Here is a 20,284-nt window from a genome sequence, read left to right as displayed (position 1 = left end):
AGAAAGACCAATAAGTGAGCGGAATACCCGCCACCTCCACCAGTGGCAAAATGCGACTTGTCGGAGTGATCCGGCTCAGCAAGGAGACCGAAGAGAGCACATCCCCCCAGGTTCAGCAGCGGATCATTCAGGGCCATGCAGACCTGCACAACGCCGTGATCGTCGGTTGGGCCGAAGACCTCGACGTGTCTGCGACCAAGTACGCCCCGCACCAGCGTCCAGAGCTTCGCAAGTGGCTCGACAAGCCGGACGAGTGGGACGGCCTTCTGTTCATGAGGCTGGACCGGTTCGTGCGGTCCACCATCGACTTCGCCGACATGATCCGCTGGTGTCAGCCGCTCGGGAAGAACCTCGTATCCGCGACCGAGCCCATCGACCTGTCCACCCCCATCGGCCGGGCCCTGGCCCAGATCATCGTGGTGTTCGCTGAGCTTGAAGCGGCGACCACCAAGCTCCGCGTTCTCCACGGAGTGGAGGAGAAGCGCCTCATGGGCCGCTGGACGGGCGGAGACCCGACGTACGGGTACAAGACCGTCCCCGCCCGCGACCACGTGGAGGGCTGCACGTGGGATGAATGCGGCTGCCCGCGGCGTGAAGGCCTTCAAATCGGCTTCGACCGCGATGTCGTCGGCGACGCCACGACCACGGCGTACGTCAACAGCTTTGAGGTCGTGACCCGGCTCCTCCGGGGCGACTCCATGAACTCCGTGTGCCTTGGCTTCGAGCGCCGGGACATCCTGGCGCCGTCCGACCACAGGCGCGCGCAGCGCGGCAAGCCTGCCCGCGAGAAGCGGGCTCAGTGGTGCCCGGAGACCATACGGAACATCGCCACCTCTCCCACGATTCGCGGCCTGATGTCCCACAACGGGGAAGTCGTGCACGGTCCCGACGGCATGCCCGTCCGGGTCGGTCCAGCCATGGTCACTGACGCCGAGGCGGCACAGCTTCAGATCCTCATGGAGAAGGAGACCCGAACCCGCACTGAGGGGGCGGCGCCCCTACTCGACGTGGGCTTCTGCCTCTCACCGGATTGTGGTCTGGTCAGCCCTGAACGCAGGCACGCCGAGGGCTGCACAGCCACGGGCCGCAAGCGGTGCGCTTGCCCCAGGGATCGGGTGCACGGCCCGGCCTCGCCCGGAAAGCTGTACGTGTGGCGAGTGACCCGCAAGCTGAAGAGCGGGCCCAAGGCGTACCGCTACTACCGGTGCGAGAACGTCACCCGGAAGACCTGCACTGCCCCGGCTCTCATCGCGGACGATCTCGAAGCCATCCTCGAAGCGACCCTGCTTCACGCGGCGGGTGACCTTGAGGTGCTGCGCAAGGTGTTCGTGGCAGGGGAAGACCACACCGAGGAGATTGAGCAGCGTCGAGCGGCCCTCTCGACTCTCACGGACCGGCTGTCCAAGGTTCCGGACGGGCCCGCGATGGACGCCGTATTGAGGTCCATGGGCGAGCACACCGAGGCTATTGAGAGGCTTGAGAAGCTGCCTCAGCGTGAGGCCACGTGGCACACCGAGCCGACTGGGGAGACGTGCGCGGAACTCTGGGCGCGGCTTGACTGGGCCGACCGGCGACGGTGGCTCATGGACTCCGGGGCGGCGCTCTACGCAGTTCACCCGAAGCAGGGGTTCTTCGAGGTACACACCAGCGTCGGGCAGGCCTACCAGGACCGCCAGGGTTTCGCTGCCACTGCCACCGCACTTGCAGCGTGATCGGAGCCCTTACCCTGGACGGGTGAGCGGTATCGACGTGGCAGGCGGAGCGGTGGACGGTTTTAAAACGTACGAGGTGCGCACCTACGGGTGCCAGATGAACGTCCACGACTCCGAGCGGCTGTCCGGCCTCCTTGAGGGGGCCGGTTACGTCCGCGCGCCCGAGGGCGCCGACGGAGATGCCGATGTCGTCGTCTTCAACACCTGCGCGGTGCGGGAGAACGCCGACAACAAGCTGTACGGCAATCTCGGCAGGCTCGCCCCGATGAAGACGAAGCGGCCCGGCATGCAGATCGCCGTGGGCGGCTGCCTCGCCCAGAAGGACCGCGACACCATCGTGCAGCGGGCCCCCTGGGTCGATGTCGTCTTCGGCACGCACAACATCGGCAAGCTGCCGGTGCTGCTGGAGCGTGCCCGCATCCAGGAGGAGGCGCAGGTCGAGATCGCCGAATCCCTTGAGGCGTTCCCGTCCACGCTGCCGACCCGCCGCGAGTCCGCGTACGCGGCCTGGGTGTCCATCTCGGTGGGCTGCAACAACACGTGCACCTTCTGCATCGTTCCGGCGCTGCGCGGCAAGGAGAAGGACCGCCGGCCCGGCGACATCCTGGCCGAGATCGAGGCGCTGGTCGGCGAGGGCGTCTCCGAGATCACGCTCCTCGGGCAGAACGTCAACGCCTACGGTTCGGACATCGGTGACCGCGAGGCGTTCAGCAAGCTGCTGCGGGCCTGCGGGAACATCGAGGGTCTGGAGCGGGTCCGCTTCACCTCGCCGCACCCGCGCGACTTCACGGACGACGTGATCGCCGCCATGGCCGAGACGCCGAACGTGATGCCGCAGCTCCACATGCCGCTGCAGTCCGGCTCGGACACGGTCCTCAAGGCGATGCGCCGCTCGTACCGGCAGGAGCGTTTCCTCGGGATCATCGAGAAGGTTCGTGCCGCCATTCCGCACGCCGCCATCTCCACCGACATCATCGTGGGTTTCCCCGGCGAGACCGAGGAGGACTTCGAGCAGACCATGCACACGGTCCGCGAGGCCCGCTTCGCGAACGCGTTCACGTTCCAGTACTCCAAGCGTCCCGGAACTCCGGCGGCGACCATGGACGGACAGATTCCCAAGGATGTCGTCCAGGATCGCTACATGCGTCTGTCCGCCCTCCAGGAGGAGATCTCCTGGGAGGAGAACAAGAAGCAGGTCGGCCGCGTTCTGGAGGTCATGGTCGCCGAGGGCGAGGGCCGCAAGGACGGCTCCACGCAGCGCCTGTCCGGCCGCGCCCCCGACAACCGTCTGGTCCACTTCACCAAGCCGGACCAGGAGGTGCGCCCGGGCGACGTGGTGACCGTCGAGATCACTTACGCGGCCCCGCACCACCTGCTCGCCGAGGGCCCGACGACCGGAGTGCGCCGCACCCGCGCGGGCGATGCCTGGGAGAAGCGCAACGCGGCGCCCGCCCAGAAGCCGGCCGGTGTGATGCTCGGCCTGCCGTCGATCGGCGCCCCGGCCCCGCTCCCGGAGCCCACGGGCGGCTGCTCGGTGCTCTGAGGCGGGACGGTCCCTGCCGCCGAGTCCCGGTGGCAGGGCCGGGCCGCCGGAACAGAGCTAGGCTGCGGATCATGCTCGTAGCCGCCGCTGTCTGCCCCTGCCCGCCCCTCCTCATACCCGAGGTGGCCGCCGGCGCCGCGCCGGAGCTCGACGCGGCGCGCGAAGCCTGTGCCGACGCGGTCGGCGTGCTCGCCGCCTCCCGGCCCGACCTCCTGGTCGTGGTCGGCCCGGCGGAGGACGGGGGCACCTTCCGGCAGGGCGCGGTGGGCTCCTTCGCCGGGTACGGCGTCGACGTGTCCGTACGCCTCGGGCCGGGCGAACCCGTCGCGCAGCGGCTCCCGTCGTCGCTCACGGTCGGCGCCTGGCTCCTGGAGCGGGCCGGCTGGGCGGACGCGCCCGTCGAGGGGCTCGCCGTCGCCGAGCGGCTGGAACCCGGGCCGTGCATCGACATCGGCGAGGGCCTCGCGGCGAGGGCCGCCCGCGTCGCCCTGCTCGTCATGGGCGACGGCAGCGCCTGCCGCACGCTGAAGGCGCCCGGCTACCTGGACGAGCGCGCCGCGAGCTTCGACGAGGTCGCCTCCGCCGCCCTGGGCGCCGCCGACACCGCCACCCTGAAGGGCCTCGACGACCGGCTGGCGTACGAGCTGAAGGTGGCAGGACGCGCGCCCTGGCAAGTGCTCGCCGGTGCGGGGGGCGACGCGGGCCTGGCCGGACGGCTGCTCTACGAGGACGCGCCTTACGGAGTCGGCTACTTCGTCGGCGTCTGGTCCTGAAACGCGGAGCCGGGGAGCGGACACGGCGGAGGGCCGTGGAGCTGTCCGCTCCACGGCCCTCCGGCGCGCGGGTTCAGGAAGTGGACGCGGGCGGCGTGCCGCCACCGTCCTTGTGGGAGATGCGGTCCAGGGCTTCCTTGGCCTTTCCCGTACCCGACTCGATCTTGTCGCTGTACTTGCCCTTGGTCTTTTGGTCGACCAGCTTGGCGGCCTTCTCCAGACCGTGGTCGATCTTGTCCCCGTGCTGCTGCGCGAGGTCCGAGACCTTGTCCTTGGCCGGGGCCAGCTTGGCTTTCAAAGTGTCCAGGAAACCCATGGGGCACCTTCCCTAGTGGAACTACTTGCGGGCGCTTTCGCCGGCCTCGCTGTCCGCCGCTTCCTCGGCGGACTGCTGCTTGGGGATGTCGACCCCCTCGGCGGCAGCGGCCTCGCCGGACTCCGCTCCGGTCTCCTCGGCGGCCTCGGACACCTCCGAAGCCTCGGCGGCAGGGGAGTCCGCCGAGGCTTCGGCGTCGCCCTCGGTCTCCGGCTCCGCCGTCGGCGTGTCCGCCTTCACTTCCTCGGTCGACTCCGCGACAGCAGCATCGGCCTTACGACGAAACCTTGAAAAAACGCCCATATCTACTCCATAGCGTACTCGTGTGGGCGAAATCCCGTGCCAACCGGAGCGCCTCATTGCGTCGCCCGGCGGCACCGGTCAACAAACCGGCGCTCGGAACCTCGCAACAGGCAACGAACCCAGCCGCGCCCCGTCACGTAGCTCGTTCGAGGAGGGCCGGTGAGGTTTGCGAGACTGTGACCGTGAGAAGTGCAGCTCCCGCACCGCGGGTCATCGCCGTCGTCGGCCCGACAGCGGCCGGAAAGTCCGATCTGGGCGTCTTCCTCGCCCAGCAACTGGGCGGCGAGGTCGTCAACGCCGACTCCATGCAGCTCTACCGGGGGATGGACATCGGCACCGCCAAGCTGACGCTCGACGAGCGCGGCGGCATCCCGCACCACCTCCTCGACATCTGGGACGTGACGGAACCAGCCAACGTCGCCACCTACCAGAAGCTCGCCCGCGCCGAGATCGACCGGCTGCTTGCCGAAGGGCGTACCCCCGTCCTCGTGGGCGGATCCGGACTCTATGTGCGCGCGGCGATCGACGTGCTCGAATTCCCCGGCACCGACCCCGAAGTGCGCGCCCGCCTGGAGGGCGAACTGGAGGAGCAGGGCCCCGGCGCCCTGCACGTCCGGCTCGCGGCCGCCGACCCCGAGGCGGCCCGCGCGATCCTGCCCAGCAACGGGCGCCGGATCGTCCGGGCCCTCGAAGTGATCGAGATCACCGGCCAGCCGTTCACGGCCAATCTCCCCACCCACGAATCGGTGTACGACACCGTCCAGATCGGCGTCGACGTCGGCCGCCCCGAACTCGACGAGCGGATCGCGCTGCGCGTCGACCGGATGTGGGAAGCGGGACTGATCGAAGAAGTGCGGGCACTTGAGGAAAGCGGACTGCGCGAGGGACGTACCGCTTCACGGGCGCTCGGCTACCAGCAGGTTCTCGGTGCATTCGCCGGCGAATGCACCGAGGACGAGGCGCGCGCCGAAACCGTGCGCGCCACCAAGCGCTTCGCGCGCCGCCAGGACTCCTGGTTTCGACGCGATCCACGCGTCCACTGGTTGAGCGGCGCCATGGAGCACCGTGCGGAACTCCCGCACCAGGCGCTGGCGTTGGTCGAACGAGCGGTTACAGCCTGATCACGTGATGGCATCGGGACGCTCCGCCGGTCATCGCGGCACTCTTGCGCGTGCCATCATCAATCGTCGATCGACCAGTGGAGTCCGAGTTGGGAGGGCGCGTGGCGATGGAGGCCGGCCCTCGAAACAGAGAGCAAGGATCGCGGGAGGACATCGCGCGCCCGGGCTCGACGGACCACGGTTCAGCGGCACCGAACCCCGCACAAGCGGAATCCGCCGACGGTACGGACGCCACCGCGCGCGCCGCGGAAGCGACCCCGTCGGCGCTGGGTTCCGCGGTGCTCGGCGCCTCGGGACTGAGCCCGGACGGGCCGGAGGACGGCTCGGTGGGCGCGGTCTCCGACGGCGGTGAGGTCGAGGTCGAACTGCGCCCCCAGCGCCGGCTGAGGATCTGGCAGCTCGCCCCCATCGTGATGCTCGCCGCGCTCGGCTCGCTCATGTTCGCCTTCCCCCTGGCCTTCGAATTCGGCGACGGCGGACCGGTCGTGGCCATGCTCGGACTTCTCATCAGCTGCTGCGCCGCGGGCTGGGGCATGATGGCCGCGCGCCGCGTCGGCCACACCTGGCCGGGGCTGCCCAGCAGGGGTTCCAAGGAGCGCCCGGACTGGCGCGCCGTCGCCCTGTACGTCGGCGTCGTCGGCGTACTCGTCGCGCTCGCGATCTGGCGCGTGGCCCGGCTCCGCTGAGCCCTCCTTCGGCCGGGACCGCGGTTCAGGACCCGCCGTCCCGGCCCGCTGTCAGCGCGTCCCCGTACGATTGACGCGTGAACACTTCGCCGATCGCATTCCTCAAGGGCCACGGGACCGAGAACGACTTCGTGATCGTCCCCGACCCGGACAACGCCCTCGACCTGCCCGCGTCCGCCGTCGCCAGGCTCTGCGACCGCCGGGCCGGAATCGGCGGCGACGGCCTGCTCCACGTGGTGCGCAGCGCGGCCCACCCCGAGGCGAAGGCCATGGCCGGGGAAGCCGAATGGTTCATGGACTACCGCAACGGCGACGGCTCGATCGCCGAGATGTGCGGCAACGGAGTGCGCGTCTTCGCCGGCTACCTGGAGCGCGCCGGGCTCGTCGAGGAGGGCGACCTGGCCGTCGCCACACGCGGCGGAGTCAAGAAGGTGCATATCGCCAAGGGCGGTGAGATCACCGTCTCCATGGGGCGCGCCCTGCTCCCCGAGGCCTCGGTCACGGTCACCGTCGACGGACGCAGCTGGCCCGCGCGCAACGTGAACATGGGCAACCCGCACGCCGTCGCCTTCGTGGCCGACCTGGATCATGCGGGAGAGCTGCGCTCGGTGCCCCCGTTCAGTCCCGCGGAGGTCTACCCGGACGGCGTGAACGTCGAGTTCGTCGTGGACCGCGGCCCCGCGCACGTCGCGATGCGGGTCTACGAGCGGGGCGCGGGCGAGACCCGCTCCTGTGGCACCGGTGCCTGCGCGGTCGCCGTCGCCGCCGCCCGCAGGGACGGGGCCGACCCGTCGGTCACCGGCACCCCGGCGACGTACACGGTCGACCTTCCCGGCGGCACCCTGGTCATCACCGAGTACCCGGACGGTGAGATCGAGATGACCGGGCCCGCGCTGATCGTCGCCGAAGGCGTCGTCGACCCGGCGCTGCTGACCGGCTGACCTGGGCTCCGAAGGCGTCCACCACACGACGATCAGCGCCGCCGGGATCGAAACAGCCGTGTCCTGAACCTTCGCTCGAATGGGTGATCCGGTTCACGCTGAGCGAGAGCGGGACTGCGCCACGTGGTGGGGTCGGTAGCATCAAGCACCGGTCCGGAGGGGCACGCCGGTCCCTCCACCACCGGTCGATGCTGCCGGAGGTGCCCCATGAGTGCAGAGGCCACAAATCCTGGTGCTCAGAGCCGCCGACGCGGCCGCCCCCGGATCGACCTTCGTCGCCTCGGCCGCGCGGCGCTGCTCGGACCGGTCTCCCGGGACCGGCTGCCCGACGCCATCGGCCACGTGGCCGACGCACACCGGGCCCACCATCCCGACGCCGATCTGGCCGTGCTCCACCGGGCGTACGTCCTCGCCGAAACGTCCCATCGCGGCCAGTTCCGCAAGAGCGGCGAGCCCTACATCACGCATCCGCTCGCGGTGACGCTGATCCTCGCCGAACTGGGCGCCGAGACCACCACGTTGACCGCGTCCCTCCTCCACGACACCGTCGAGGACACCGATGTGACGCTCGATCAGGTACGGGCCGAATTCGGCGAGGAAGTCACCTATCTGGTGGACGGCGTCACCAAACTGGAGAAGGTCGACTACGGGGCCGCGGCCGAACCCGAGACCTTCCGCAAGATGCTGGTCGCCACCGGCGACGACGTACGCGTGATGTCGATCAAGCTGGCCGACCGGCTGCACAACATGCGCACCCTCGGCGTGATGCGCCCCGAGAAACAGGCCCGGATCGCCAAGGTCACCAGGGACGTCCTGATCCCGCTCGCCGAACGCCTCGGCGTGCAGGCCCTCAAGTCCGAACTGGAGGACCTGGTCTTCGCGATCCTGCACCCCGAGGAGTACGAGCGCACCCGGATCCTGATCGCGGCCAACTCCGGCACCGTCGACCCGCTCACCGGCATCGCCGACGGCGTGCGCGGGGTGCTGCGCGAGGCCGGGATCAATGCCGAAGTCCTCATCCGGCCACGCCACTTCGTCTCCGTGCACCGGGTGCAGCTCAAGCGCGGCGAGCTGCGCGGAAGCGACTTCGGCCGGCTGCTGGTCCTGGTCGCAGAGGACGCCGACTGCTATGCCGTGCTCGGCGAACTGCACACCTGTTTCACGCCGGTCGTCTCCGAGTTCAAGGACTTCATCGCCTCGCCCAAGTTCAACCTGTACCAGTCGCTCCACACGGCGGTCGTGGGCCCGGGCGGCGAGGTCGCCGAAGTCCTCATCCGTACGCACCAGATGCACAAGGTCGCCGAGGCCGGCGTCATCGCGCTCGGCAACCCCTATGCGGGGGGACCCGGAGAGGGGGCGCAGCAGGCGGGCGACGAACGCGAGGACCCCACCAGGCCCGGCTGGCTCTCCCGCCTCCTCGACTGGCAGCAGAACGCCCCCGACCCCGACACGTTCTGGTCCTCCCTCCGCGAGGAACTGGCGGGGGACAGCGAGATCACGGTCTTCTGCGCCGACGGCCACACCGTGGTCCTGCCGACCGGTGCGAGCTGTGTGGACGCCGCGTACGCGCAGTACGGCGAGGACGCCCACAGTTGCATCGGAGCCCGCGTCAACGGCCGCCTGGCGACGCTCAGTACGGTCCTGAACGACGGCGACACCGTGCAGCCACTGCTCGCCCAGGACGCCGGCTCCGGCCCCTCGTCCGACTGGCTCGACCACGCCAGGACCCCGGCCGCGCGGATCGCGATCAGCGGCTGGCTCGCGGCCAACCCGGAGGGCGTCAAGGTGCCGGCCGCGGCGCCCCGGCCGCAGGTCAACGTCCCGGCCGACCGGCGCGCGGCCGCCAACGCGGTCACCGACCTGCCCGATGTGACGGTACGTCTCGCCGGCTGCTGCACCCCCGTGCCGCCCGATGCGGTCACCGGCTTCTCGGTACGCGGGGCGGCGGTGACCGTCCACCGTCAGGAGTGTCCGGCGGTCGCCCGCATGAAGGCGGTGGGACGCGCACCCGTGGAGGTGCGCTGGGGGGACGCGGCGGAGTGCAGGGTCACCCTGGTCGCCGAGGCCTTCGGCCGCCCCCGTCTCCTCGCCGACCTGACGGAGGCCATCGCCACCGCCGACGCGGCCATCGTCTCGGCCACGGTGGAGCCCCCCAGCGAACAACGTGTGCGCCACACCTACACCCTCCAACTCCCGGACGCCGCAGGGCTGCCCGCCCTCATGCGGGCCATGCGCGATGTGGCGGGGGTGTACGACGTGAGCCGGGCGCAGCATCCGGCGGCCGCGGGGTGAGCAGCACACCCTCGTTCGAGTGGCCCCCATGCGAGTCGGCGGACCCAGGGCCCGTCGCGCTGGTAGCGGTAGGGCATGTTGCTCACCCCGCGTCGCCCCCGTTCCCGCCGACTGCGTGCCGTTCTGTTCGCCGCAGCCGCGGCATCCGTAGTCGCCGCGGCTCTGCCCGCCCCGGTGCCGTTGGGGATCGGGGATCCACTGTTTCCGCACCTGGGCAACCCCGGGTACGACGTGCTCTCGTACGACATCGGGCTCACCTATCTGGGTGACAACAGCAAGCCGATGGAGGCTGTCACCACCATCGATGCCATCGCCACCGACGGCCTGGAGCGGATCAATCTCGACTTCGCCCGGGGCAAGGTGCACGGTGTGGAGGTCAACGGGCGGCCGGCGGAATTCGCCAGCGCGGACGAGGACTTGGTGGTCGCCCCCGAGAGCCCCGTCCACGCCGGCGAGCCCCTGCGGATCACCGTGCGGCACACCAGCGACCCGAACGCGGCACGTGACGGTGGCTGGGTGCGTACCTCCGACGGCCTGGTGATGGCCAACCAGGCCGACGCCGCCCACCGGGTGTTCCCCTGCAACGACCACCCCTCCGACAAGGCGTTCTTCACCTTCCATGTGACCGCCCCGGCCGATGTGACGGTCGTCGCCAACGGCCTGCCGGCCGCGCGGGAGCGCCACGGCGGGCAGATCGTCTCCACGTACCGCAGCAGGCACCCCATGGCGACCGAGCTGGCCCAGGTGTCGATCGGGCACTCCGCGGTGCTGCACCGGGAGGGGCCGCACGGGCTGCCCATCCGCGACGTGGTCCCGGCGGCCGACCAGGCCAAGCTGGAGCCCTGGCTGAAGAAGACGCCCCAGCACATCGCGTGGATGGAGCGGCAGGTCGGGCGGTACCCGTTCGAGACGTACGGGGTGCTGATCGCGAGCGCCGACACCGGCTTCGAGCTGGAGACACAGACCCTGACCCTGTTCGAGCGGTCGCTGTTCCTCCGGCCGGAGTTCACCGAGTGGTACGTGGACTCGGTGATGGTGCACGAGCTGGCACACCACTGGTTCGGCGACAGCGTCTCGCCCCGCGGCTGGGCGGACCTCTGGCTGAACGAGGGGCACGCCACCTGGTACGAGGCGCGGTACGCCGACGAGTTCGGCAAGCGGCGCTTGGAGGAGCGGATGCGGGCCGCCTACGGCCTGTCCGACGGCTGGCGCGCGGCGGGCGGGCCGCCCGCCGCGCCCAGGGCGTCCGCTCCCGGGCAGAAGATCGGGATCTTCCGGCCGGTCGTCTACGACGGCAGCGCCCTCGTCCTGTACGCGCTGCGCGAGGAGATCGGCACGAAGGCCTTCGACCGCCTGGAGCGACGCTGGGTGCGCGACCACCGGGACTCCACCGCCACCACCGCCGACTTCTCCGCGCTGGCCTCGCGAATCGCCGGGCGTGACCTGTCCGGCTTCTTCAAGGCGTGGCTGTACGGGGAGAAGACGCCGCCGATGCCCGGCCACCCGGACTGGCACACCCAGACGCCGAAGCACGCCTGACCGACCGGCGGGGCCCGGGCCGGGGCCGGAAAACCGGGGTGACGGCCCTGGAGGCACCGTGCGACCATCGTTGATGTCGGCGGCGCTGCCGGGGCCGGATTCCGTCCGGGAATCATTCGGACCCATTACGCGTTGTGACCGACACAGCCGGAATTCCCTCGGGGGCTCCGGTCCGGAATTCCAACGACGTAAAGGATCCAATGACCTCCTCTTCATCCCCTTCCCAGGACGAGCAGAGCTTCGCGGACACGCACCGCACCGAGAGCCTTCGGGCCGATGCCCTGATGGAAGAGGACGTCGCCTGGAGCCACGAGATCGACGGAGCGCGGGACGGCGACCAGCTGGACCGCTCCGAGCGTGCCGCTCTGCGGCGCGTGGCGGGCCTCTCCACCGAGCTGGAGGACGTCACCGAGGTCGAGTACCGGCAGCTGCGCCTGGAGCGCGTGGTGCTGGTCGGCGTATGGACCACGGGGACGCTTCAGGACGCGGAGAACTCCCTCGCGGAGCTCGCGGCCCTCGCCGAGACGGCGGGCGCCCTGGTGCTCGACGGCGTCTACCAGCGCCGCGACAAGCCCGACCCGGCCACCTACATCGGCTCCGGCAAGGCGCAGGAGCTGCGGGACATCGTGCTCGAAACCGGCGCGGACACGGTGGTCTGCGACGGTGAGCTCAGCCCGGGCCAGCTGATCCACCTCGAAGACGTCGTCAAGGTCAAGGTCGTCGACCGGACCGCGCTGATCCTCGACATCTTCGCCCAGCACGCCAAGTCCCGTGAGGGCAAGGCGCAGGTCTCGCTGGCGCAGATGCAGTACATGCTGCCGCGCCTGCGCGGCTGGGGTCAGTCGCTGTCGCGTCAGATGGGCGGCGGCGGGTCCAGCGGTGGCGGCGGCATGGCCACCCGTGGTCCCGGTGAGACCAAGATCGAGACGGACCGGCGGCGGATCCGCGAGAAGATGGCGAAGATGCGCCGGGAGATCGCGGAGATGAAGACCGGCCGCGAGATCAAGCGCCAGGAACGGCGCCGCAACAAGGTGCCTTCGGTCGCCATCGCGGGATACACCAACGCCGGAAAGTCCTCGCTGCTCAACCGCCTCACGGGCGCGGGCGTGCTGGTGGAGAACTCGCTGTTCGCCACCCTCGACCCGACCGTGCGCCGGGCCGAGACGCCCACCGGGCGGCTGTACACGCTGGCCGACACCGTCGGATTCGTACGGCATCTGCCGCACCACCTCGTGGAGGCGTTCCGCTCCACCATGGAGGAGGTCGGCGACTCCGATCTCATCCTGCACGTGGTGGACGGGTCGCACCCCGCGCCGGAGGAGCAGCTCGCCGCCGTGCGTGAGGTCATCCGCGATGTGGGCGCCGTCGACGTGCCCGAGATCGTGGTGATCAACAAGGCGGACGCGGCGGACCCGCTCGTGCTGCAGCGGCTGCTGCGGATCGAGCGGCACTCCATCGCGGTCTCGGCCCGCACCGGCGAAGGCATCGAGGAGCTGCTCGCGCTCATCGACACCGAACTGCCGCGCCCCTCGATCGAGATCGAGGCGCTGGTGCCCTACACGCACGGGCAGCTGGTCGCCCGGGCGCACGCCGAGGGCGAGGTGATCTCCGAGGAGCACGTCGCGGAGGGCACCGTGCTCAAGGCCCGGGTGCACGAGGTGCTCGCCGCCGAACTGGCTCCGTACGTGCCGGCCGCGCACTGAGCGCACGGACCGCGTACTGCCTCTGGACAGGCGGTAGTTGGCCGCACTGAACGACGCCCGGACTGAATGAGCCCGGACTGAACGACGCAAGGCCCGCCCCCTCGCAGGACAGGAGGGGACGGGCCTTGCGTCATATCCGGGTGTTGCGGTGTTCCGGTGCTTCCGGGTTACTGACCGCCGTACTTCGCGCTCATCGACTCGAAGAGCGCCTTGGCGCCGGGGCCGAGCTGCGGGCCGGCCAGCCAGCCCGAAGTGACCGGGCCGATCGAGGTGTTGGAGACCAGCTGCGCCTTGCCGTCGGGGCCGTTCATGAACCAGCCGCCGCCGGAGGAGCCGCCCGTCATGGTGCAGCCGATGCGGTACATCGGGGGCGTGCCGGGGCTGATGGAGAGCTGGCCGGGACGGTCGACGCACTTGAACATCTGCAGACCGTCGTACGGCGGCGCCGCCGGGTAGCCCCAAGCGCCCATCGCGCCGACGGACTTGGCCTGAGGGGCGGAGAAGTTGACCGTCAGGGCGTTGCCGACGGTCTCTTCGAGGGACTTGGTGCCGTTCTCCGGCTTCACATGCAGGACCGCGTAGTCGTACGGGGCGCCGGTGCCGCCGGTCGGGCCGCCGTCCTTGATCCACTCGCCGGACGTCGAGGCCCAGTCGGCCCAGTACACGCCGTAGGGCGCGATCTCCTGCGGCTGCGCGTTGTTGAGCGACGCCGCCGACTTGCCCTTGTCGTTGTACGACGGGACGAAGGCGATGTTGCGGTACCAGCCGCCGGAGCCGCCCTGGTGGACGCAGTGGCCCGCGGTCCACACCATGTTGGACTTGCCGGGGTGGGCCGGGTCCTTCACGACGGTGCCCGAGCACACCATGGCGCCCTCGGGGGAGTCGAAGAACACCTTGCCGACCGGGGCCGCGAAGTTGTGGTACGGCAGCTTCTCCTGGACGGCCTTGACGGGTGCCGGCTCGGGGTCGGAGATGCCCGTACCGCCGTTGACGTCACCGGCCGCCATGGTCTTCTGCGGGTCCTTGGCGGACTTCATCCGGTCGGGCTTCCACAAGCCGTCGATCACCGGGTTGACGAAGTCCTTGGCCTCACGAAGCCACTTGTCCTTGTCCCAGTTCTTCCAGCCGCCGCTCTTCCACTTGTCGAGGTCGACGCCGTGCTTCTTGAGGGCGTCGGCCAGGTCGGCGGGATTGGCGGAGTCGCCCTTGGCCTGCGCGGAGCCGGAGGCGGACGGCTTGCTGTCCGCGTCGTTGCCGCCGGGGCCGCACGCGGTGGCGGTGAGCGCGAGAGCCGCGGCGAGGCCGGAAGCGGCCAGCAGCGGACGTATGGATCGCATGAAAACGATTCCCCCTGATGAGCCTGCCCGTCGAGAGCAGGTTTTGCCATGTACTTGTCAGTACGGTGGGCGGGCGTACACACCTTCGCCCACCGTGCAGCCCCCTACTATGCCTGCTCGGCACGGGGGGTACGAACGGGGGCCCCGGCGTTCACAGGACCCCCGCAAAGCGCCTACTGTCCCGCGTACTTGGTGCTCACCGAGTCGTACACGCCCTTGGCCTCCTTGCCCAGGCGCGGGCCGGCCAGCCAGCCCGCCGTGACCGGGCCTATGGAGGTGTTGGAGACGAGCGACGGCTTGCCGTCCGAGCCGGTGGCGATCCAGCCGCCGCCGGAGGAGCCGCCGGTCATGGTGCAGCCGATGCGGTACATCGTCGGCAGATTCGCCTCAAGGGAGAGCCGGCCCGGCTTGTCCTTGCACTCGTACAGCTTCTGGCCGTCGTAAGGAGGCGCGGCCGGGTAGCCGTTGGCCTGCATGGCGCTGATCTTCGGCACGGCCGCCGCGTTGAAGTCCACCGGAAGCGCACCGCCGACGGTCTCCTCCAGGGACTTGCCGTTCGAGCCCTTCTCCGGCGTCACGTGCAGCACCGCGAAGTCGTACGGCGCGCCGGTTCCGCCGGTCGGGCCGCCGCCCTCGATCCACTGCTGCGACGTCTGCGCCCAGTCGGCCCAGTAGACGCCGTACGGAGCGATCTCCGCCTTGGCGGCCTTCTGCAGCCGAGCCATCGGCAGGTTGGAGTTGTTGTACGAGGGGACGAAGGCGATGTTGCGGTACCAGCCGCCCTTGGCGCCCGCGTGCACACAGTGGCCCGCGGTCCACACCATATTGGACTTGCCGGGGTGCGCCGGGTCCTTCACGACGGTCGCGGAGCACACCATCGAACCCTCGGGGCTGTCGAAGAACAGCTTGCCCAGCTCCGGCAGGCTCTGGTGGTAAGGAGCCTTCGCCGCGGCGGCCTTGACGGGCACCGGCGTCGGGTCCGTCACGCCCTTGTCGCCGGAGATGTCATTGGGGACGGCCTTCTCCGGGGGCTTGTCCGCCTTGCGCATCCGGTCCGGGTCCCACAGGTCCTGGATGATCGGGTTGACGTAGTCCTTGGCCTCACGAAGCCACTGGTCCTTGTTCCAGTTCTTCCACTCGCCGTTCTTCCACTTGTCCAGGTCGATGCCGTGCTTCTTCAGCTGGTTCTTGACGTCGTCCGGGATCTGGAGCTTGCCGGCGTCGCCCGTGGCCGCCGCCGAGGCCGTCGCCTTGCTGTCGGCGGTGGAATCACCGGGTCCGCAAGCGGTGGCGGTCAGCGCCAGCGCGGCCGTGAGGCCGAGAGCGGCCAGCACGGGGGAGACCCCGCGGCGCGTTCTCCTCCCCGTCGGCTCGGCGCTGGACGGGCGTATCGGTCGCATGTCGAATTCCCCCTGGAACTTCGTCATCAAAGCGTCTTCGTCTTCTTCGTCTTCTGAACTCGTGAACAGACTCGTGGACAAACTCGTGAACAGCGGCACCGTGAGCCGGTGCCGGAGTGCGGCCCCCACTATGCCGGTGCCGATGGGGACGGCACGCGGCAGGGCCGCGGTTCCCTCCCGCCAGGACCGTCCGGCCGGCCCGGTAAGGCGAACCTTGCCTGGAGGCAAGGAAGTTCCGGTCAGGCCGTGCTCCGGCGGTGCCGGCGTCGTTGGTACGTACGGGGGACATCAGGACAGCGTTCAGCGTGGGAGTACGCGCCGCGCAACGGACGCGACACGGAACCGTCACAGCGGGAGGACCAGCAGTCGTGGCCGTGACCGAACCAGCTCCGACGGCGCTGCCCAGCACCCCTGAGGGAATCCTGCGAAGGCAGTCCCTGAGGGAGTCGGCGGCCCGCACCTATGCCCGTTCGCTGCCCATCGTGCCCGTGCGGGCGCGCGGGCTGACGATCGAGGGCGCGGACGGGCGGCGCTATCTCGACTGCCTCTCGGGGGCCGGGACACTGGCGCTCGGGCACAACCACCCCGTCGTGCTCGAAGCGATCCGCAAGGTCCTCGACTCGGGGGCGCCGCTGCACATCCTGGACCTCGCGACGCCGGTCAAGGACGCCTTCACCACGGAACTGTTCGCCACCCTGCCGCGCCAACTCGCCGAGAACGGGCGGATCCAGTTCTGCGGACCGGCCGGCACGGACGCGGTCGAGGCCGCCCTGAAGCTGGTCCGCACCGCCACCGGGCGCACCGGAATGCTCGCCTTCACCGGCGCCTACCACGGCATGACCGCCGGCGCGTTCGCCGTCTCCGGCGGCGCCCGGGACGCCGGGGTGACCCGGCTGCCCTATCCGCAGAACTACCGCTGCCCCTACGGCGTCGGCGGCGAACGCGGGGCCGAGACCGCCGCCCGCTGGACCGAGAACCTCCTCGACGACCCCAAGGGCGGGGTGCCCGCCCCGGCCGGGATGATCCTCGAACCGGTGCAGGGGGAGGGCGGGGTGATCCCGGCGCCCGACGTCTGGATGCGCCGGATGCGCGAGATCACCGCGAGCCGCTCCATCCCGCTGATCGCCGACGAGGTGCAGACGGGCGTCGGCCGGACCGGAACGTTCTGGGCCGTCGAGCACAGTGGGGTGGTGCCCGACGTGATGGTGCTCTCCAAGGCGATCGGCGGCTCGCTGCCCCTCGCCGTGATCGTGTACCGGGACGGCCTCGACGCCTGGGAACCGGGTGCGCACGCCGGTACGTTCCGCGGCAACCAGCTCGCCATGGCGGCAGGCAGAGCCACCCTCGCGTACGTCCGCGAGAACCGGCTCGCCGACCGTGCGGCCGTCCTCGGCGCCCGCATGCTCGGCCAGTTGCAGGGCCTCGCCGCCGACCACGCCTGCATCGGCGACGTGCGAGGCCGGGGCCTGATGATCGGCGTCGAACTCGTCGACCCGGAGCGCGAGGACCTCAGCTCCGGCAATCCGCCGCCGCCCGCGCCCGCCCTGGCCGCCGCCGTGCAGCAGGAGTGCCTGCGCCGCGGGCTCATCGTCGAACTCGGCGGTCGCCACTCCAGCGTCGTACGGCTGCTGCCGCCGCTCACCCTCACAGACGAACAGGCCGTGGCCGTCCTCGACCGGCTCGCCGACGCCCTGGCCGCCGCCGCACGCTCCTCGCACCCGCGCGCCGACCCGGGGGCCGGCGTGCACCACCGGGCCGAGACCGGACCGTCCCACTGATCCCGGACCACCCCACGAGCTCGCAAGGAAGACCGCCGTGAACCCCACTCCCGCACCCGATGCGCCCGAGGCCGACGGCCCTGTCACGGCCCACCGCAGCCCGCTGGTGGCCGAGCCGACGACGGTGCCGCGCCAGAAGGCCGGGATCCACGGCGAACGACTGACCGCCCGCGACGATCCGGACCCGCTGGACGCCCCCGATCCCGAGGCCGCCGCCGAAGCGGCCGCCGTCGAGAACCTTCTCCGCTGCTGGGTGCGGGAGAACGACCTGGCCGCGCCCGACGGTCCCCTCCTGCGCATCCCGCTCCCGGCCAGCGCGACCGCCCTGCTCGTGCCCGTGCCGTACTGGTCGGCCACCGGCTGGCACCGGTTCGGCCGGCCCACCCTGGAAGGCGGCTCCGCCGGCGCCCCACCCGCCGACGCCGTCACGGTCGCCGCCCTGCTCGGCCGTGAGGCAGGCCGGAGCGAGGGGGCCGACCTGGTGGGACGCGTCGCCGATTCCGTGCGCCGCACCGCGGACTTCATCGCCGACCGGCGCACCCGCCCCGGCCCGCGCGACACAGCCGATCTCTTCCTCACCGCCGAACAGTCCCTCCTGCTGGGCCACCCGCTGCATCCCACCCCGAAGAGCCGCGAAGGCCTCTCCGAGACGGAAGTACGCCGCTACTCACCCGAGTTGTACGGCTCCTTCCCCCTGCACTGGATGGCCGTCGACCCCTCCGTGCTCGCCACCGACTCGGAATGGACCGAAGGCGGCCGCACCATCGACGCCGCGCAGCTGGCACACCGGCTCGCGGGCGACCTCCAACTCCCGCCCGGCACCGCCCCGTTGCCCCTGCACCCCTGGCAGGCCCGGGACGTCACCCAGCGCCCCGCCGTCGCCGCACTGCTCGACGCCGGACTCCTGCACGACCTGGGCCCGCACGGCGACGACTGGCACCCCACGTCCTCCGTCCGCACCGTCCACCGCCCCGGCACCGACGCCATGCTCAAGCTGTCGCTCGGCGTACGCATCACCAACTCCCGTCGTGAGAACCTCCGCAAGGAACTCCACCGGGGCGTGGAGGTCCACCGCCTGCTGCGGGCGGGCCTCGGCGAGGAATGGCAGTCCGCCCACCCCGGCTTCGACATCGTCCGCGACCCCGCCTGGCTCGCAGTCGACACCCCGGACGGCGAACCCCTGCCGGGCCTCGACGTCATCGTCCGCCACAACCCCTTCGCGCTCGGCGACGACGCCGTCTGCATCGCCGCACTCACCGCCCCGCGCCCCATGCCGGGCCGTACCGGCATGCACTCGCGCCTCGCCGACCTCGTGGGCCGGATCGCGGCCCGCACCGGCCGGCCCATCACGGCCGTCTGCGCCGAGTGGTTCCTGCGCTATCTCGACCAGGTCGTACGCCCGCTGCTCTGGCTGGACGGCACGGCAGGCATCGCCCTGGAGGCCCACCAGCAGAACACGCTGGTGCTGCTCGACCCCGACGGCTGGCCCGTGGGCGGCCGTTACCGCGACAACCAGGGCTACTACTTCCGCGAGTCGCACCGCGCCGCCCTGGAGCGGCGACTGCCCGGCATCGGTGTCGCCAGCGACACCTTCGTCCCCGACGCCGTGACCGACGAGCGCTTCGCCTACTACCTCGGCATCAACAACATCCTCGGTCTCATCGGGGCCTTCGGCGCCCAGCACCTCGCCGACGAACGCGTACTGCTCGCCGCCCTGCGCCAGTTCCTCACCAAGGCCACGGACCTCGGCTCGCCCCTGCCCGCCCAGTTGCTGGACTGCGCGACGCTGCGCTGCAAGGCCAACCTGCTGACCCGGCTGCACGGCCTCGACGAACTCGTCGGCCCGGTCGACACCCAGTCCGTCTACGTCACCATCACCAACCCCCTTCACACCAACGGAACTTGACCGTACGAACTGTTGAGAGGAGCGTCGCCGTGCCTCCCACCGATGCGAGTACCGGCGCCGGACCGGCCCCCCACCCGGGCGAGGCGGCCGAGGACACCCTGGACCTGGAGCTGCCCGACGAGCTGGTCGCCCTGTTCGGCGACAGCGCAGCCGGGCCGGGCGGCTGGAGCCCGGACAGGACCGGCGGGCCCCTGGGGCCCGAGCACGGCGGCCCGGGCACCGATCCCGCTCCCGTCGGCCCAGGGAGCGCGAGCCCGGATCCTCTCCCGGGCGACGCGGCCCAGCAGCTCGCCGCCACCGGCCCGCCGCCGCAGTCAGGCGGTGCTGACCGGCGGGCCCGCCCCGTCGCGGAGGACCTGCTCGATTCGCCGGGCGACTGGGCGCCCGTCACGACCCCGCTCGGGGTGTTCCAGCTCGTCCCCGTACATCTCGAACGCGACCTCGCTCTCCTTGCCCAGTGGATGAACGACCCTGCCGTGGCCGCCTTCTGGGACCTGGCGGGACCCGCGTCCGTCACCGCCGCCCATCTGCGCAACCAGCTGGACGGCGACGGCCGCAGCGTGCCCTGCCTGGGCGTCCTCGACGGAACTCCCATGAGCTACTGGGAGATCTACCGCGCGGACCTGGACCCGCTGGCCCGTCACTATCCGGCCCGCCCGCACGACACCGGTCTCCATCTGCTCATCGGCGGCGTCGCCGACCGCGGCCGGGGGGTCGGGACCGCCCTGCTCCGGGCCGTCGCCGACCTGGTCATCGACAACCGTCCGCACTGCCCCCGCGTGATCGCCGAACCCGATCTGCGCAACACCCCCTCCGTCTCCGCGTTCCTCGGCGCCGGCTTCCGCTTCCACGCGGAGGTCGACCTGCCCGACAAGCGAGCCGCCCTGATGGTCCGCGACCGCGCGCTCAGGAACCTGCTGTGAACGCCCCGCCG

The 20,284-nt window shown here is 70.8% G+C and carries 16 protein-coding genes; 12 read left to right on the top strand and 4 right to left on the bottom strand.

Annotated elements, in window-relative coordinates; genetic code table 11:
• The first annotated feature begins 14 nt into the window (after positions 1 to 14).
• The 3 genes from ACWC2B_RS28525 (at position 15) to ACWC2B_RS28515 (ending at position 4,028) form a co-directional block, all read left to right on the top strand.
• A complete protein-coding gene (locus ACWC2B_RS28525; RefSeq protein WP_450721501.1) occupies positions 15 to 1,712 on the top strand; it encodes a recombinase family protein in 1,698 nt (565 codons plus the stop codon).
• Between the two features lie 22 nt (positions 1,713 to 1,734).
• Positions 1,735 to 3,255, top strand: a complete 1,521-nt coding sequence (miaB, locus tag ACWC2B_RS28520; protein ID WP_450721499.1) for a tRNA (N6-isopentenyl adenosine(37)-C2)-methylthiotransferase MiaB — start codon at positions 1,735 to 1,737, stop codon at positions 3,253 to 3,255.
• A 71-nt stretch (positions 3,256 to 3,326) separates the two neighbouring features.
• On the top strand, positions 3,327 to 4,028 hold the full coding sequence (locus ACWC2B_RS28515; RefSeq protein ID WP_450721497.1) for a class III extradiol dioxygenase subunit B-like domain-containing protein: 702 nt from the start codon (positions 3,327 to 3,329) through the stop codon (positions 4,026 to 4,028).
• Between the two features lie 73 nt (positions 4,029 to 4,101).
• Here ACWC2B_RS28515 and ACWC2B_RS28510 read toward each other — a convergent pair whose 3' ends face one another.
• Both ACWC2B_RS28510 and ACWC2B_RS28505 read right to left on the bottom strand, forming a co-directional pair.
• Positions 4,102 to 4,344: an antitoxin gene (locus ACWC2B_RS28510; protein WP_450721495.1), complete on the bottom strand. Its 243-nt coding sequence runs from the start codon at positions 4,342 to 4,344 to the stop codon at positions 4,102 to 4,104.
• Between the two features lie 21 nt (positions 4,345 to 4,365).
• Positions 4,366 to 4,647 (bottom strand): hypothetical protein, encoded by a 282-nt coding sequence (locus ACWC2B_RS28505; RefSeq protein WP_450721493.1) that lies wholly within the window; start codon positions 4,645 to 4,647, stop codon positions 4,366 to 4,368.
• Between the two features lie 182 nt (positions 4,648 to 4,829).
• On the opposite strand from ACWC2B_RS28505, the gene miaA reads away from it, so the two are divergent.
• From miaA to hflX, 6 genes are all read left to right on the top strand, one after another.
• Complete coding sequence (gene miaA, locus ACWC2B_RS28500; RefSeq protein WP_450721491.1) at positions 4,830 to 5,768, top strand: tRNA (adenosine(37)-N6)-dimethylallyltransferase MiaA; 939 nt, start codon at positions 4,830 to 4,832, stop codon at positions 5,766 to 5,768.
• 101 nt (positions 5,769 to 5,869) lie between these two features.
• Positions 5,870 to 6,454, top strand: a complete 585-nt coding sequence (locus tag ACWC2B_RS28495; RefSeq protein ID WP_450721489.1) for a hypothetical protein — start codon at positions 5,870 to 5,872, stop codon at positions 6,452 to 6,454.
• A 77-nt stretch (positions 6,455 to 6,531) separates the two neighbouring features.
• A complete protein-coding gene (gene dapF, locus ACWC2B_RS28490) occupies positions 6,532 to 7,395 on the top strand; it encodes a diaminopimelate epimerase (RefSeq protein ID WP_450721487.1) in 864 nt (287 codons plus the stop codon).
• Between the two features lie 207 nt (positions 7,396 to 7,602).
• Complete coding sequence (locus ACWC2B_RS28485; RefSeq protein ID WP_450721485.1) at positions 7,603 to 9,687, top strand: RelA/SpoT family protein; 2,085 nt, start codon at positions 7,603 to 7,605, stop codon at positions 9,685 to 9,687.
• 75 nt (positions 9,688 to 9,762) lie between these two features.
• Positions 9,763 to 11,226, top strand: a complete 1,464-nt coding sequence (locus ACWC2B_RS28480) for a M1 family metallopeptidase (RefSeq protein ID WP_450721483.1) — start codon at positions 9,763 to 9,765, stop codon at positions 11,224 to 11,226.
• Between the two features lie 200 nt (positions 11,227 to 11,426).
• Positions 11,427 to 12,929: a GTPase HflX gene (gene hflX / locus ACWC2B_RS28475; RefSeq protein WP_189969411.1), complete on the top strand. Its 1,503-nt coding sequence runs from the start codon at positions 11,427 to 11,429 to the stop codon at positions 12,927 to 12,929.
• Positions 12,930 to 13,096: 167 nt separating this feature from the next.
• On the opposite strand, the gene ACWC2B_RS28470 is transcribed toward hflX, so the two are convergent.
• Both ACWC2B_RS28470 and ACWC2B_RS28465 read right to left on the bottom strand, forming a co-directional pair.
• On the bottom strand, positions 13,097 to 14,266 hold the full coding sequence (locus ACWC2B_RS28470; protein ID WP_450721481.1) for a trypsin-like serine peptidase: 1,170 nt from the start codon (positions 14,264 to 14,266) through the stop codon (positions 13,097 to 13,099).
• Between the two features lie 173 nt (positions 14,267 to 14,439).
• Positions 14,440 to 15,666 (bottom strand): trypsin-like serine peptidase, encoded by a 1,227-nt coding sequence (locus ACWC2B_RS28465; RefSeq protein WP_450721479.1) that lies wholly within the window; start codon positions 15,664 to 15,666, stop codon positions 14,440 to 14,442.
• Positions 15,667 to 16,034: 368 nt separating this feature from the next.
• Here ACWC2B_RS28465 and ACWC2B_RS28460 point away from each other — a divergent pair, with 368 nt between their 5' ends.
• Genes ACWC2B_RS28460 through ACWC2B_RS28450 form a run of 3 tightly spaced genes read left to right on the top strand, consistent with a single transcriptional unit; the run spans position 16,035 to position 20,273 of the window.
• Positions 16,035 to 17,444, top strand: coding sequence for a diaminobutyrate--2-oxoglutarate transaminase family protein (locus tag ACWC2B_RS28460; protein WP_450721477.1), 1,410 nt, complete (start codon positions 16,035 to 16,037; stop codon positions 17,442 to 17,444).
• Between the two features lie 37 nt (positions 17,445 to 17,481).
• On the top strand, positions 17,482 to 19,350 hold the full coding sequence (locus ACWC2B_RS28455) for an IucA/IucC family protein (RefSeq protein WP_450721475.1): 1,869 nt from the start codon (positions 17,482 to 17,484) through the stop codon (positions 19,348 to 19,350).
• A gap of 29 nt (positions 19,351 to 19,379) precedes the next feature.
• Positions 19,380 to 20,273 (top strand): GNAT family N-acetyltransferase, encoded by an 894-nt coding sequence (locus ACWC2B_RS28450; RefSeq protein ID WP_450721473.1) that lies wholly within the window; start codon positions 19,380 to 19,382, stop codon positions 20,271 to 20,273.
• The last annotated feature ends 11 nt before the right edge of the window (positions 20,274 to 20,284 follow it).

This window comes from Streptomyces sp. NPDC001415 (assembly GCF_053597395.1).
The sequence above is the reverse complement of the archived record's forward strand: the minus strand, read 5'-3'. Positions and strand labels throughout refer to the sequence as shown.